Below are 14385 nucleotides of genomic sequence, written 5' to 3'. Positions count from 1 at the left end.
TACTCCTGAACAGACTACCGTCCGCGCTTCCACAGATACCCACCCACCACCATCCCCATCACGCACAGGGCGGCAACGTAGTAGGCCGGGCCCATCGGGCTTTCCTTCATCAGCAGCGACACCACCAGTGGCGTCAGCCCGCCGAACACGGCGTAGGCCACGTTGTAGGAGAACGACAAGCCACTGAAACGCACCACGGGCGGAAAGGCCTTGACCATTACGTAAGGCACCACGCCGATGGTGCCCACAAAGAGGCCGGTCAGGGCGTACAGCGGGAACAGCCAGTCTGGGTGGGCCATGAGGCTGTGATAAAGCGTCCAGGACGTCGCCAGCAACATTGCGCAACCGGCGACCAGTACACGGCCTGCACCGAAGCGGTCGGCCAGGGCGCCCGAAGCGATGCAACCCAGGCTCAGGGTGACGATGGCCAGGCTGTTGGCCTGCAACGCAACGGTCGGGCTGAAGTGGTAGATGGTCTGCAGCACGGTCGGGGTCATCAGGATCACCACCACGACGCCAGCCGACAGCAACCAAGTCAGCAACATCGACAAGACGATGGCGCCACGATGGTCGCGCAGCACCGCGCGCAAGGGCAGCTCGGCGGCCAGGGTCTTGCGTTGCTGCATCTCGGCGAAGATCGGCGTTTCATGCAACCAGCGGCGCAGGTACACCGACAGCAGGCCGAATACACCGCCGAGCAGGAACGGGATACGCCAGGCGAAATCCGAGACCTGCTCAGGGCTATAGATAGTATTGATGGCGGTGGCCACCAGCGACCCCAGCAGGATCCCGGCGGTAAGGCCGCTGGTCAGGGTGCCGCAGGCATAGCCGATATGCCGTGGCGGTACGTGTTCGGAGACGAACACCCACGCGCCTGGCACTTCACCGCCGATCGCCGCGCCCTGGATGATGCGCATCAGCAGCAACAGTACCGGTGCCCACAGGCCGATCTGCGCGTAGGTCGGCAGCAGGCCCATGATCAGGGTCGGCACGGCCATCATGAAGATGCTCAGGGTGAACATTTTCTTGCGGCCCAGCAGGTCGCCGAAGTGCGCCATGATGATGCCGCCCAAGGGGCGCGCGAGGTAACCGGCGGCAAAGATGCCGAAGGTCTGCATCATGCGCAGCCATTCGGGCATGTCGACCGGGAAGAAGAGTTTTCCGACCACGGTGGCGAAAAACACGAAAATGATGAAATCATAAAACTCCAACGCCCCGCCCAAGGCAGACAGCGACAGGGTTTTGTAGTCGTTGCGGGTCAGCGGGCGCGACGGTTGCGCACTGCTTGCGGGCACGGAGGACATGGCAAGGCTTCTCTTATAGTAGTCGGGACGGCAAGCCCGGGACTTGCGGCAGGCTTGGCAAGATAGCAAATCGCTCGAAAAAGCACAGCGTTGAGCGAATAACAGTTCAACAGCGCGAAATATTCCGCATTTTTACGCTTTATCTGCGCACAGAAGCACAGTTGCCGGAAAAAGCCGCGATACAGCCGTTATTTGCCGACCAAATGAGCGCCCAGAGGTCGTCGTGGCGCCGGGGTCTCGATATACTCGGCCCGTGCAAGCGCAAGACCCCCAGTCTTGAGGGGCTGCTGTGCCAAAACGTCGTTGGGCACCCACCAGCCGATTTGGCAGAGTTTCCCTTTAGTACGCCTTACGAGAAACGCATCACGCGGTGTATGTTGGTGCTGAAACGTTTTTTTCGAAGACGGCTATCCACTTGAAATACCCATGAAGCGTTACGGGTCAGAGGCACCCTTGGCATGATCGAACTCGAACAAGAAGATCCTATCCCGCAAGGCGATCTCGCCCTGCAAATCACCGCCCTGCCGCGTGAAACCAACGGTTTCGGCGATATCTTCGGCGGTTGGCTGGTCGCGCAGATGGACCTGGCCGGCACCGCGATGGCCAGCAAGGTTGCAGGCGGGCGTGTCGCCACGGTGGCCATTGATCGCATGGCGTTCCTGGTGCCGGTGGCCGTCGGCGCGCAGTTGTCCTTCTATACCCAGGCTCTGGAAATCGGCCGCAGCTCGATCCAGATGATGGTCGAAGTGTGGAGCGACGACCCGCTGTCCAGCGAATGGCGCAAGGTGACCGAGGCGGTATTTGTATTCGTCGCCATCGACGGCAGCGGCCGCACGCGCTCGGTTCCATCGCGCGCACGTTAAACCTCGCCGGGTTTTGACGGTCAACTGCCCCACTGCCTGCTATTGAGAGTGCTTTGTTATGCCGACGCCCCACGTTGAAACCGTGAAAACCGACGAGCTGGACTGCTGGCGCATCCGCCACAACGGCGCGGAACTGATGGTGGCCCAACAGGGCGCGCATATATTCAGTTACCAGCGCGACGGCGAGCAGCCGCTGATCTGGCCGAACCCTGAAGCGGTGTTCAAGCAGGGCAAGGGCATTCGCACCGGCGTACCGGTGTGCTGGCCGTGGTTTGGCGTGTTCGACCGCAACCCGCAGAGCGTCAAGGCGATGCGCCAGAGCGACCAGCCGGCCGGCGCCCACGGTTTTGTGCGTACGGCACTCTGGGAATTGGCTGCGACGGAACTCGAAGGCCATGCGCTACGGGTGGATTTGCTACTGCCGGTGCCGACGGGCGGTTTTCCGGGCTGGCCGCACCAGGTCGACCTGAAACTGAGCCTGCTGCTGGACGATCAGTTGCATATCCGCCTGACCAGTCATAACCGTGGCGCTGACACCGTAACCCTCAGCCAGGCGCTGCACACCTACTTTGCGGTGAGCGATGTGCGCAATGTAGAGGTCGATGGGCTGGACGGCGTGACGTATATCGATACCGCGGACGGCTGGGCCGAGAAGGTGCAATCCGGCCAGCTGCGCTTCACTGCCGAGACCGATCGCATCTACCTCGATACGCCGTCCCAGTTGAACATCGTCGACACAGACTGGCAGCGCCGCATCCAGCTCACTGCCGAGGGCTCAAAGTCGACGGTGATCTGGAACCCCTGGACCGAACGTGCCAAGGCGTTTGATGACATGGCCGATGATGGCTGGCCGGGCATGCTGTGCATCGAGACGGCGAATGTGCTGGACGATGTGGTGAGCCTGGCGCCCGGCGAAAGCCACACCTTGGGTGTGAGGATCAGCGCTGTCGCCCTGTAAGAACGCCAATCAAAATGTGGGAGGGGGCTTGCCCCCGATAGCAGTGGATCAGTCAGCACAACGGCTACTGGTAGACCGCTATCGGGGGCAAGCCCCCTCCCACATTGGTTATATGTTGCCCTTTAAAGATCGGATTCCTTGACCACCCGCACTTTCCCCGCATCCAGCGCATAGGCCGCATCGGCAAGATCGTTATTGACCTTCTCCACCTTCAACGTGCCCGTGACCCACAGCGGCGTATAGATATCATCCAGCTTCAAGCCCTTGGGATAACGCACCAGCACCAACTGGTTAGGCGGTGGTGGCGGCACATGGATACATGCGCCCGGATACGGTACGAGGAAGAACAAGGTGCTGCGGCCCTTGGCATCAGTCTCCAACGGCACCGGATAGCCGCCGATGCGGATGTCCTTGCCATTCATGGCCGCCACGGTCTTGGTTGAGTACATCACCGCCGGCAAGCCCTTGCTCTGCTTCAGGCCACCCTTGTCGGTGAATGTGCCTTGGGCTTCGGGGGAGTTGTGGTCGATCTCGGGCATGGCTTCGAGGGCTTTTTGATCCGACAGCGGCATCAGGTCGAGCCAGTCGGTTTCCGGCAGTTCGCCAGCGTGCGCCAGGCCAGGGCCCAGCAGGAGGAGTGTTAACAAAAGACGGCGCATGGAGAGGCTCGACAAGTACAGGTGGCGAGCATTCTAGCTCCCTGCGCCTGCGCAGCGCAGAGAGCTTCGTCGCTTAGATCATTTCTTTTTCAGCAGGCCGTAGATCACCAGCAGCACGATGGCGCCGATCAGCGCGCCGAGGAAGCCGGCGCCCTGGCCTGCCTGGTAGATGCCCAGGGCCTGGCCACCGTAAGTGGCGACCAACGAACCTGCGATGCCCAGCAGGATGGTCATGATCCAGCCCATGCTGTCGTCGCCTGGTTTCAGGAAACGCGCGAGCAGGCCGACGATCAAGCCGATAAAGATGGTTCCGATGATACCCATGGCATTTCCCTCTGAATGTAGGTGAGCTATGCCAAAGCCTAGTCAGGCTTTGGCATCCTGCAATCAGAGAGACGACGGTCACCAATGGTTCCCGTCGGACTTGCCTTATTGCTCGGCGATCAGCGCTTCAACCTTGAGGATCTGCGCTTGCAGCGTCGCGCGGTCCTTGCAGCGCAGGTTGGCATGGCCGACCTTGCGCCCGGCCTTGAAGGCCTTGCCGTAGTGATGCAGGTGGCAGTCGTCGATGGCGATGACTTTTTCCACGGGTGGCACCACACCGATGAAGTTGAGCATGGCGCTCTCACCGACCTTGGCCGTGGAACCCAACGGCAAGCCCGCCACCGCCCGCAGGTGGTTTTCGAACTGGCTGCACTCGGCGCCTTCGGTGGTCCAGTGCCCGGAGTTGTGCACGCGCGGGGCGATTTCGTTGGCCTTGAGGCCACCGTCGACTTCAAAGAACTCGAACGCCATCACGCCAACGTAATCCAGCTGCTTGAGCACACGGCTGGAATAGTCTTCGGCCAGGGCCTGCAACGGGTGATCGGTACTGGCCACGGACAGCTTGAGGATGCCGCTGTCGTGGGTGTTGTGCACCAACGGGTAGAAGCGGGTTTCGCCATCACGGGCACGCACGGCGATCAGCGAGACTTCACCGGTGAACGGTACGAAACCTTCCAGCAGGCAGGCGACGCTGCCCAGCTCGGCAAAGGTGCCGACCACATCGGCAGCGGTGCGCAGGACTTTCTGGCCCTTGCCGTCATAACCCAGGGTACGGGTTTTCAGCACAGCCGGCAGGCCAATGCTGGCGACGGCGGCATCCAGGTCCGCCTGGGACTGGATATCGGCGAAGGCCGGGGTCGGAATGCCCAGGTCCTTGAACATGCTCTTCTCGAACCAGCGGTCGCGGGCGATGCGCAGGGCTTCGGCGCTCGGGTACACCGGGACGAACTGCGAAAGGAACGCGACGGTTTCGGCCGGGACGCTTTCGAATTCGAAGGTCACCAGGTCGACTTCGTCGGCCAGTTGGCGCAGGTGGTCCGGGTCGCTGTAGTCAGCGCGCAGGTGCTCACCCAAGGCCGCCGCGCAGGCGTCCGGCGCCGGGTCCAGGAAAGCGAAGTCCATCCCCAGCGGGGTTCCCGCCAAGGCCAGCATGCGGCCCAGTTGGCCGCCACCGATTACACCGATTTTCATCGTCAACCACCTCAGGCGATGCGTGGGTCTGGATTGTCCAGCACGCTGTCTGTCTGTTCAGCACGGAATTTTTTCAGCACCGCGTGGAACTGCGGGTGCTTGGCGCCCAGGATGCTGGCGGACAGCAGGGCGGCGTTGATCGCGCCGGCCTTGCCAATCGCCAGGGTCGCCACCGGGATGCCGGCCGGCATTTGCACGATGGACAACAGCGAATCCACGCCCGAGAGCATCGCCGACTGCACCGGCACACCGAGCACCGGCAGGTGGGTCTTGGCCGCACACATGCCCGGCAGGTGCGCTGCACCACCGGCACCGGCGATGATCACCTCGATGCCACGGGATTCTGCTTCATCGGCATACTGGAACAGCAAATCCGGAGTGCGGTGGGCGGAGACCACTTTCACTTCGTAGGGAATGCCGAGTTTTTCCAGCATATCGGCGGTGTGGCTAAGGGTGGACCAATCGGACTTGGAGCCCATGATCACGCCAACCAATGCACTCATCGTCGTGCCTCTTCTCTCTGGGCGCCCGCAGGCGCGTCAAAAAACAACAAGCCACGCGGGAAATCCGGCGTGGCTTGGTGTACGAATTAAGGCCGGTTGGACCGGCCGAAGGCCGCGCAGTATACCGTAATAATCCAGATAAACAGCCCCTGGGATGACCATCTGTCTTAAGCGCCAAAGCGGCAGATTTACTGACTTGCAGGTCAACCCGGCGGACTTTCAAGAACATGGAAACTTCACCCCGCCAACATCGAATGCCACTACCGCATTTGCCTATGACACCGACAGGCAATGGCAGGACCCAGCCTTATCGTGGGCAGCGACACACCCCACTGACTTCCCCAAGGACAAGGACTGCCCCATGCCTGCATCGGTCGAGTATTACCGCACCCTACCCGCGCCCCACGACATCCTCAACCTGACACCGCCCGAAACGGCCACATTGCTGAGGTCGCTGAACAAAAACGTCACTTACACCCTTGGTCATATGCCAACCCGTCCAGTCAGTGCGCTTAAGCTGCTGACCCAGGTACTCACGCACTCCCTGCCCACGCCCGAACTGGACTGCATCTTCTTCGCCTGCCCGCCATCGGACGCTACCCCGCAACAAACCTTGTACGAGCTCTACCACAACCTCGTTCTGTTCAACGCGCTGCCCTCGACCTACGACGCCAGTACGGCAGTGTTCTACACCCCCGGAGCAGACGCCTTGCAAGCCCTGCCGTCCGACTGCCAGACGCGATTAAAGATAGCCCTGCAGAACCTCCAGGGTATCGAGTTCTACCTGAGTGACCTCGCCGACTTCTGGCAAGCCCAGCACCCCTACGCCGACATGACCAACCAGGCGTACGTGGCCCGAGCCTTCGCGGCCCAACTTCAGTGTGCGGCATCGCTCAGGCTGGCAGATGGTTCGCTGGACCATGAAAGTGTCGCGTTGATCACGCTTCTGGCGTCGCCTGGGCATATTTCCGGTTGCCATCTCTACCGCATCGCGTTTCAGGATGAAGAACAACAGGCGCACATCCCTCTGTACGGCGCCTTCCTGATGACCCGCACTCCTGCCAGCGCAGTACCCGGTCAAAACCCCTGTGTCCTTTACGTGCCCGGGCTCAAGTTGCAGGCGTTCTACTCGCCGGCCCTGCTCAGGGCCCACCTGATTGCCGAGTTGAGCGAGACCAGCCTCCACCGTCTGCTGCCGTGTATCGACCGCAATCAACTCCAGCGCTTGGAAGAGCTGGCCAGGCACGGGCTGCGGGACGATCACGTCAGCCTGTCACCGATGGTGTTCAGCCCGCACTTCTATGAGGACGTGACCCTGGCGCTGATCAACCAGCAACGCCGAGACATCCGGCACGCGTGGGCATGGGCGCAGCCTCGGCATTTCCAGGAGGCCAATTGGATCAACCGTCACATCGAGGCCGCCTCGGACCTCAGGTCATTGATGGCCCTTGAAAGCACCTTCAAAGACCACACGACACCCGCCATCGCGGCGTTTGAACGAAAACTGCCGCCCCGCCCAGCGCCCATTCCTGAACCTGCCGCGCCGAAGCCGATCAACCTGAACGTCTACATCCATCGTGATTTGCACGGCGATAGCCGGCTGTCGTCCCTGCGCGAAGATTATTTTTCCTGGCTGCAAACCGAGCTGGAAGACCTGTCCGGCCGGACAGTCATGATCACCTTCCATCAGGAAACCGGGCCAGTTGCTTTAATTGATTTCAATTACAAAGGGGACGAACAAAAGAGAAGCTCTGCCTGGAAAAAAACGGTGCTCCAGTACCTGCAAAACCTTTCGACCACCCATTCACCGCTTGACCTGTACCTACTGCTGACAGGTGACAACATCAACAGTAGAGTCGCCGGCATTGCTAATGTGCGTGGAAGCTTCGGCATTGCCGCGACAACGTCATACCGCATCGCAGCCCATGAAGTCGGGCATATGCTCGGCGCGCTGCATAAAGACGGCGACAATATTTTCAATGGCTGGTGGCACGAAACCCTGATGAAGAATCGTGACTTTTTCTCGTTCCTGAGGGGCAACGCCTACCGGTTCAGCGACAAGAACCGGGACAATATCCGCACCTACCTGAGCCAGTTCGATTGACGCACGGCTATACGGCGGGGCTCGCCGCTCCGCCTTCGAGCTTGCGCCACAGCAACCGCACGTTCGCCTTGCGTACCAAGGCACAGCGGTACAGGCGGATTTCCAGCGGCACATGCCATTGCGGCCCGCCGCACACCACCAGCTCACCCCGCGCCAGCTCGGCGCGCACGCTCAACTGCGGTACCCAGGCTATGCCCAGCCCCTCAAGGGCCATGCTCTTGAGGCTGTCGGCCATGGCGGTTTCGTACACGGTGGTAAAGCGCAGCGCCCGCTGGCGCAGCAGCAAATTCACCGAGCGACCGAGAAACGCGCCGGCGCTGTAGGCCAGCAATGGCACGCTGCCCTCGCCTTCCAGGTCGAACAGCGGTTTGCCGTCGGCGTCGGCGGCACACACCGGGAGCATTTCGGTGTTGCCCAGGTGCAACGACGGGAAGATTTCCGAATCCATCTGCATCGCGGCGTCGGGGTCGTAGAACGCCAGCATCAAGTCACAACCGCCTTCGCGTAGCGCATGCACGGCGTCGCCAACGTTGGTAGCCACCAGCCGGGTGGCGATGTTCAGGCCTTCGTTGCGCAGTTGCGCGATCCAGCGCGGAAAGAAGCCCAAGGCCAGGGAATGCGCCGCCGCCACTTGCATGACCTCGCCCTGCCCGCCTTCCAGGTGATGCAAATGGCGCAGCACTTCACCGAGCTGCTCGACCACCGTGCGCGCGGTGACCAGGAACAACTGGCCCGCCGCCGTCAGCTCCACCGGCGTGCGCGAGCGGTTGACCAGGGTCAGGCCCAACGCGGCCTCCAAGCTGCGGATGCGTCGGCTGAACGCCGGCTGGGTGACGAAGCGCCGCTCCGCTGCCTGGGAAAAACTGCGGGTCGCCGCCAAGGCGCTGAAGTCTTCCAGCCATTTGCTCTCAAGGTTCATTACTGCCTCCCGTGGGTACGCACCATTTTGGCACACACGCCCGCCATGATAACCGGGTCACACTCACATTATGCCGTTTGTGCATAGGCCAGTGCTTAACAGCATTGGCCCAAAAAGTTCTACAAGCCTAGCATTCGCAGCGTTCCGGCCAGTTCCGGGTCCATATCGAGATGATTTCCGTCATGTCCTCCGCTGCATCTTTCCGTACCGAAAAAGACCTGCTTGGCGTACTCGAAGTACCGGCTCAAGCGTATTACGGCATCCAGACCCTGCGAGCGGTGAACAACTTCCGCCTCTCGGGCGTTCCGATTTCGCATTACCCGAAATTGGTGGTCGGTCTGGCAATGGTCAAGCAAGCGGCGGCTGACGCCAACCGCGAGTTGGGCCAGCTCAGCGAAGCCAAGCACGCTGCCATCAGCGAAGCCTGTGCCCGTCTGATCCGCGGCGATTTCCACGAAGAGTTCGTGGTGGACATGATTCAAGGCGGCGCTGGCACTTCAACCAACATGAATGCCAACGAAGTCATCGCCAACATCGCGTTGGAGGCCATGGGCCACAACAAGGGCGAGTACCAATACCTGCACCCGAACAACGACGTGAACATGGCGCAGTCGACCAACGACGCCTACCCGACCGCGATCCGCCTGGGTCTGCTGCTGGGCCATGACGCGCTGCTGGCCAGCCTCGACAGCCTGATCCAGGCGTTCGCCGCCAAAGGCGTCGAATTCAGCCATGTGCTGAAAATGGGCCGCACCCAATTGCAAGACGCCGTGCCGATGACCCTCGGCCAGGAATTCCGCGCCTTCGCCACCACCCTGGGGGAAGACCTGGCGCGCCTGAAAACTCTGGCGCCTGAGTTGCTGACCGAAGTGAACCTGGGCGGCACCGCCATCGGTACCGGCATCAACGCCGACCCGCGCTACCAGGCCCTGGCCGTACAGCGCCTGGCGGTGATCAGCGGCCAGCCGGTCGTGCCGGCTGCCGACCTGATCGAAGCCACCTCCGACATGGGCGCCTTCGTGCTGTTCTCCGGCATGCTCAAGCGCACCGCGGTGAAGCTGTCGAAGATCTGCAACGACCTGCGCCTGCTGTCCAGCGGCCCACGCACCGGCATCAACGAGATCAACCTGCCGGCACGCCAGCCAGGCAGCTCGATCATGCCCGGCAAGGTCAACCCGGTGATCCCGGAAGCCGTGAACCAAGTGGCGTTCCAGGTCATCGGTAACGACCTGGCCCTGACCATGGCGGCCGAAGGCGGCCAGTTGCAACTGAACGTGATGGAGCCGCTGATCGCGTTCAAGATCTTCGACTCGATCCGCCTGCTGCAACGCGCCATGGACATGCTGCGCGAGCACTGCATCGTCGGCATCACCGCCAACGAAGCCCGCTGCCGCGAACTGGTGGAGCACTCCATCGGCCTGGTCACCGCGCTGAACCCGTACATCGGCTATGAAAACGCCACCCGCATCGCCCGTATCGCCCTCGAAAGCGGCCGTGGCGTGCTGGAACTGGTGCGCGAAGAAGGCTTGCTCGACGACGCCATGCTCGACGACATCCTGCGCCCCGAAAACATGATTGCCCCTCGCTTGGTCCCGCTGAAGGCCTAAGCGTTTGTTGCACCGCTCACCAGGTTGAGGGACTAGACACCTCTCACCTTTTGAGGGCCTGAAGGCTCGTTCTTCAGGCCCTTTTTTTTGCCCCGAGGTTGTGAATGAAGCCTATAAAAACGCCAATATCGCTCTGTAAGTCCACCACCCAGCTGAAACCTTTAATCGCCCCGAGCAGACGGATCACGTTCGCCTAGGTATAGTGCCGCCCCTCTTCGCGTCAGAGATCGTCGGTAACGAGGTCCTGGACAGCGCGAAACCGCATGAATAACAACACCCGCAAAAGGATTGGGGTCGAAGCGTCGTGCACTGCCTGGTGCTGAGCGATAGCGTCGAACCGTCCTGCGTTTGCCATTAGAAAAATCAGCGAGGAACACTCCATGCTCGAAGTCATCAACGACTTCCTCTCAGGGAAAGTACTGATCGTGCTCATTGTCGGGCTCGGCGGTTATTTCACGATTCGCTCGCGTTTCGTACAACTGCGTCACTTCTTCCACATGTTTTCGGTATTTCGCGACAGCCTGAAAAACAGCTCCGATCAGCTCAGCTCCTTCCAGGCGCTGATGCTCAGCCTGGCCGGCCGCGTGGGTGCCGGCAACATTGCCGGTGTCGGTATTGCCGTGACACTGGGTGGCCCGGGCGCCGTGTTCTGGATGTGGGTCACCGCGCTGGTGGGCATGTCGTCGAGCTTCATCGAGTGCTCCCTCGGCCAGTTGTACAAGCGCACTGACGCCGAGGGCACCTTCCGTGGCGGCCCGGCCTATTACATCCAGCACGGTTTGCACAAGCGCTGGCTGGGCATGGTCATGGCGTTCCTGTTGCTGGTGACCTTCGGTTTCGCTTTCAACGGCCTGCAAGCCCACGCCGTGACCCACTCGCTGAACAACGCCTTCGGCCTGGACACCACCTACACCGGCCTGGCCCTGGCGGTACTGCTGGGCCTGGTGTTCATCGGCGGGATCAAGCGCATCGCCTCGATTGCCGACCTGCTGGTGCCGGTCAAGACCCTGGTCTACATCGCCGTAACCCTCTATGTGATCGTGCTGCAATTCGACCATGTGCCGGCCATGCTCGCGACCATCGTCAAGAGCGCCTTCGGCCTCGACCAGGCCTTCGGTGGCCTGGTGGGCAGCGCGATCATCATGGGTGTGAAGCGCGGCGTGTTCGCCAACGAAGCCGGCCTGGGCAGTGCGCCTAACGTGGCAGCAGTAGCCTCGGTTGAGCACCCGATCGCCCAGGGCGTGGTCCAGGCGTTCAGCGTGTTCCTCGATACCTTCGTGATCTGCACCTGTACTGCATTGCTGATCCTGCTTTCCGGTTTCTACACCCCGGGCTTTGAAGGCGACGGCATTGCCCTGACCCAGAACTCCCTGGCGGCGGTGGTCGGCGACTGGGGCCGCATGTTCATCTCGGTGGCCCTGGCGTTGTTCGTGTTCACCTCGATCATGTACAACTACTACCTGGGCGAGAGCAACCTGCGCTTCCTGGTGGGCAACAACCGCAAGGTGCTGATGGGCTACCGCGCACTGGTGCTGGTGCTGATCTTCTGGGGTTCCATCGAGAACCTGAGCACCGTGTTCGCCTTTGCCGACATCACCATGACCCTGCTGGCGTTCGTCAACCTGTTCGCCCTGGCGTTCCTGTTCAAGATCGCCATGCGTATCCTCAACGACTACGACAACCAGCGCGCAGCGGGCATCAAGACCCCAGTGTTCGACTCCAGCCAGTTCCCTGACCTGGACCTGGACCGCAAGGCCTGGCCGGCCAACCCGGTCAAGCCTGAGCCAGGTGCTCAAGCAAGCGCTGAACTGAACGCCCAAGCGCAACGCTGAGCGTAGATAGATGACACGCCGCCCGGCCTTGGGCATGCTCTGGGCCCGGCGGCGTTTTTCGTTCAGGAGAAAATTCGATGTCCCCAGCTAACAACGTGATGGTGCTCTATACCGGTGGCACCATCGGCATGCAGGCCAGTGCCAACGGCCTGGCGCCTGCGTCCGGTTTTGAAGCACGCATGCGCGAACAGCTTGCCGACGTGCAAGTGCCCACCTGGTGCTTTCGGGAAATGTCGCCGCTGATCGACAGCGCCAATATGACCCCCGCCTACTGGCAGCGCCTGCACGCCGCCGTGGTCGAAGCCGTGGACAACGGCTGCGACGCCGTACTGATCCTGCACGGCACTGACACGCTGGCCTACAGCGCCGCCGCCATGAGCTTCCAACTGCTCGGCCTGCCGGCGCCGGTGGTGTTCACTGGCTCCATGCTGCCCGCCGGTGTGCCCGACAGCGATGCCCGGGAGAACGTCAGCGGTGCCTTGGCGGCACTCGGCGAAGGCCTGGCGCCAGGTGTGCAGTTGTTCTTCCACGGCGCACTGATGGCGCCGACCCGCTGCGCGAAAGTCCGCAGCTTTGGCCGCCATCCGTTTGCTGCCCTGCAGCGCAATGGCGGCGTCGCCCAGGCCGAAATGATCCCGGCCGCCCTGCATTACCGCCAGCCCAAAGCCGTGGCCAACGTGGGTGTGCTGCCACTGGTGCCGGGCATCGCCGCCGGGCAACTGGATGCACTGATCGACAGCGGTATCCAGGCGCTGGTGCTGGAATGCTTCGGCAGCGGCACCGGGCCGAGCGACAACCCGGCGTTCCTGGCCAGCCTCCAACGAGCACAGGATCAAGGCGTGGTGGTGGTGGCGATCACCCAATGCCATGAAGGCGGCGTGGAACTGGATGTGTATGAAGCGGGCAGCCGCTTGCGCGGCGTCGGCGTATTGTCCGGTGGCGGCATGACCCGCGAAGCGGTGTTCGGCAAGCTCAATGCACTGCTCGGTGCCGGGCTCGACACTGCCGAGGTTCGCCGCCTGGTGGAACTCGACCTGTGTGGCGAGCTGAGCTGATCGGCCTGTAACTTGCTTCCCTTCCAGCCATCCCCTGGCTGGAAGCACCCCATGCTGCACTCCCACCTGACCACCCTCAACGCCGTATCCCTGGTGCTCAACGCCTTCAAGGCCGAAGGCTTGCCGGCCCAGGAACTGCTGGCCGGCAGCGGCATCTGTGCGGCGGACTTGAGCCGCGCCGACACGCGCATTACCACCAACCAGGAGATGCGCGTGTGCGCCAATGCCGTGGCGCGGCGCCGGGATATCGGCCTTGAACTGGGCCGGCAGATGCATGTATCGGCCTATGGCATGCTCGGCTATGCCCTGCTCACCAGTGCCACCTTTGGTGACGCCTTGCGCCTGGCGTTGCACTACCCGGCGCTGTTGGGAACACTTTTCGAGTTGAGCCTGGAGGAAGACGGCCAGCGCGTGTGGTTCACCGCCGGTGATTATCGAGAAGACCCGGCGCTTGAACGGTTCAATGTCGAACTGTGCCTGGCCTCGCTGAAGGTCATCTGCGACGACCTGCTGGGCCAGCCACTGCCACTGCTCGGCGCACGCTTCGAGCACGCCGCCCCGGACTACCGCGCGCGCTATACCGAAAGCTTCCCTTGCCCGTTGCAGTTCCAGGCCACCGCCAACGCATTTGCCTTCGACCGGCACTGGCTCGAACAGCCACTGCCGCTGGCAGACACCGTCACCCACCAGGCCATGGCCGAGCGCTGCCGCAAGCAGAACCTGGAGTTCACCGGGCGCCAGGCCTGGCTGGGCAGGATTCGCCAGTTGCTCACCGCGCAACTCAACGCCGCGCCGGGCCTGGAAGGCCTGGCCATGCAGATGAACTGCTCGGCGCGCACCCTGCGCCGGCATTTACACGACCTGGGCTGCAGCTACCAGGAGCTGTTGGACGAGTTGCGCTTCGAGCGCGCCAAGCAACTGCTGGCCGAGGACCAGTGGCCGATCTACCGGATTGCCGAAGCGTTGGGGTTCAGCGAAACGGCCAGTTTCCGGCATGCATTTGTGCGCTGGAGCGGCGTGGCGCCGAGCCAATTTCGAGCATGATGCGCCATTGAGGGGCGAATTA

Annotated in this window: 13 protein-coding genes; 7 read left to right on the top strand and 6 right to left on the bottom strand. The window is 61.9% G+C overall.

Annotation, left to right across the window (positions count from 1 at the left end; genetic code table 11):
- Positions 1 to 14 precede the first annotated feature (14 nt).
- The gene (locus NL123_RS00485) at positions 15 to 1304 is read right to left on the bottom strand and encodes an MFS transporter (RefSeq protein WP_494357038.1); all 1290 of its coding nucleotides are present in this window, start codon (positions 1302 to 1304) and stop codon (positions 15 to 17) included.
- 458 nt (positions 1305 to 1762) lie between these two features.
- Between NL123_RS00485 and NL123_RS00480 the strand changes: the two genes are divergently transcribed.
- Complete coding sequence (locus tag NL123_RS00480; RefSeq protein ID WP_003176975.1) at positions 1763 to 2167, top strand: acyl-CoA thioesterase; 405 nt, start codon at positions 1763 to 1765, stop codon at positions 2165 to 2167.
- 58 nt (positions 2168 to 2225) lie between these two features.
- Positions 2226 to 3125: a D-hexose-6-phosphate mutarotase gene (locus tag NL123_RS00475; RefSeq protein ID WP_494357037.1), complete on the top strand. Its 900-nt coding sequence runs from the start codon at positions 2226 to 2228 to the stop codon at positions 3123 to 3125.
- A 122-nt stretch (positions 3126 to 3247) separates the two neighbouring features.
- On the opposite strand, the gene NL123_RS00470 is transcribed toward NL123_RS00475, so the two are convergent.
- The 4 genes from NL123_RS00470 to purE form a co-directional block, all read right to left on the bottom strand.
- Entirely contained in the window at positions 3248 to 3784 is a 537-nt protein-coding gene (locus tag NL123_RS00470) for a DUF3299 domain-containing protein (RefSeq protein ID WP_076952089.1), read from the bottom strand.
- A gap of 78 nt (positions 3785 to 3862) precedes the next feature.
- A complete protein-coding gene (locus NL123_RS00465) occupies positions 3863 to 4108 on the bottom strand; it encodes a GlsB/YeaQ/YmgE family stress response membrane protein (protein WP_058424295.1) in 246 nt (81 codons plus the stop codon).
- A 105-nt stretch (positions 4109 to 4213) separates the two neighbouring features.
- The gene (locus NL123_RS00460; RefSeq protein WP_248485393.1) at positions 4214 to 5299 is read right to left on the bottom strand and encodes a 5-(carboxyamino)imidazole ribonucleotide synthase; all 1086 of its coding nucleotides are present in this window, start codon (positions 5297 to 5299) and stop codon (positions 4214 to 4216) included.
- An 11-nt stretch (positions 5300 to 5310) separates the two neighbouring features.
- Entirely contained in the window at positions 5311 to 5802 is a 492-nt protein-coding gene (gene purE / locus NL123_RS00455; RefSeq protein WP_003176980.1) for a 5-(carboxyamino)imidazole ribonucleotide mutase, read from the bottom strand.
- A gap of 154 nt (positions 5803 to 5956) precedes the next feature.
- Between purE and NL123_RS00450 the strand changes: the two genes are divergently transcribed.
- Positions 5957 to 7906 (top strand): zinc metalloprotease, encoded by a 1950-nt coding sequence (locus NL123_RS00450; protein WP_494357036.1) that lies wholly within the window; start codon positions 5957 to 5959, stop codon positions 7904 to 7906.
- A gap of 7 nt (positions 7907 to 7913) precedes the next feature.
- On the opposite strand, the gene NL123_RS00445 is transcribed toward NL123_RS00450, so the two are convergent.
- Positions 7914 to 8825 (bottom strand): LysR substrate-binding domain-containing protein, encoded by a 912-nt coding sequence (locus tag NL123_RS00445; RefSeq protein ID WP_248485397.1) that lies wholly within the window; start codon positions 8823 to 8825, stop codon positions 7914 to 7916.
- A 182-nt stretch (positions 8826 to 9007) separates the two neighbouring features.
- Here NL123_RS00445 and aspA point away from each other — a divergent pair, with 182 nt between their 5' ends.
- The 4 genes from aspA to NL123_RS00425 all read left to right on the top strand — a co-directional run bounded on the left by aspA (position 9008) and on the right by NL123_RS00425 (position 14363).
- Positions 9008 to 10432 carry an aspartate ammonia-lyase gene (aspA, locus tag NL123_RS00440; RefSeq protein WP_025854459.1) on the top strand — a complete coding sequence of 475 codons (1425 nt, stop codon included), beginning with the start codon at positions 9008 to 9010 and terminating at the stop codon, positions 10430 to 10432.
- A 380-nt stretch (positions 10433 to 10812) separates the two neighbouring features.
- Positions 10813 to 12264, top strand: a complete 1452-nt coding sequence (locus NL123_RS00435) for an alanine/glycine:cation symporter family protein (RefSeq protein WP_248485398.1) — start codon at positions 10813 to 10815, stop codon at positions 12262 to 12264.
- Between the two features lie 77 nt (positions 12265 to 12341).
- Positions 12342 to 13319 (top strand): asparaginase, encoded by a 978-nt coding sequence (locus NL123_RS00430; protein ID WP_494357035.1) that lies wholly within the window; start codon positions 12342 to 12344, stop codon positions 13317 to 13319.
- A gap of 51 nt (positions 13320 to 13370) precedes the next feature.
- Complete coding sequence (locus tag NL123_RS00425) at positions 13371 to 14363, top strand: AraC family transcriptional regulator (protein WP_248485402.1); 993 nt, start codon at positions 13371 to 13373, stop codon at positions 14361 to 14363.
- Positions 14364 to 14385 lie beyond the last annotated feature (22 nt).

This window comes from Pseudomonas sp. FBCC-B1565 (assembly GCF_059133265.1).
This window is presented reverse-complemented; position numbering and strand designations above follow the sequence as displayed.

Bases quoted from the DNA above. Each gene is read 5' to 3' on its own strand.
- NL123_RS00425 (WP_248485402.1), top strand. From the start codon at position 13,371: ATGCTGCACTCCCACCTGACCACCCTCAACGCCGTATCCCTGGTGCTC.
- NL123_RS00470 (WP_076952089.1), bottom strand. From the start codon at position 3,784: ATGCGCCGTCTTTTGTTAACACTCCTCCTGCTGGGCCCTGGCCTGGCG.
- NL123_RS00460 (WP_248485393.1), bottom strand. From the start codon at position 5,299: ATGAAAATCGGTGTAATCGGTGGCGGCCAACTGGGCCGCATGCTGGCC.
- NL123_RS00475 (WP_494357037.1), top strand. From the start codon at position 2,226: ATGCCGACGCCCCACGTTGAAACCGTGAAAACCGACGAGCTGGACTGC.
- aspA (WP_025854459.1), top strand. From the start codon at position 9,008: ATGTCCTCCGCTGCATCTTTCCGTACCGAAAAAGACCTGCTTGGCGTA.
- purE (WP_003176980.1), bottom strand. From the start codon at position 5,802: ATGAGTGCATTGGTTGGCGTGATCATGGGCTCCAAGTCCGATTGGTCC.
- NL123_RS00480 (WP_003176975.1), top strand. From the start codon at position 1,763: ATGATCGAACTCGAACAAGAAGATCCTATCCCGCAAGGCGATCTCGCC.
- NL123_RS00445 (WP_248485397.1), bottom strand. From the start codon at position 8,825: ATGAACCTTGAGAGCAAATGGCTGGAAGACTTCAGCGCCTTGGCGGCG.
- NL123_RS00435 (WP_248485398.1), top strand. From the start codon at position 10,813: ATGCTCGAAGTCATCAACGACTTCCTCTCAGGGAAAGTACTGATCGTG.
- NL123_RS00465 (WP_058424295.1), bottom strand. From the start codon at position 4,108: ATGGGTATCATCGGAACCATCTTTATCGGCTTGATCGTCGGCCTGCTC.
- NL123_RS00430 (WP_494357035.1), top strand. From the start codon at position 12,342: ATGTCCCCAGCTAACAACGTGATGGTGCTCTATACCGGTGGCACCATC.
- NL123_RS00450 (WP_494357036.1), top strand. From the start codon at position 5,957: ATGACCATCTGTCTTAAGCGCCAAAGCGGCAGATTTACTGACTTGCAG.
- NL123_RS00485 (WP_494357038.1), bottom strand. From the start codon at position 1,304: ATGTCCTCCGTGCCCGCAAGCAGTGCGCAACCGTCGCGCCCGCTGACC.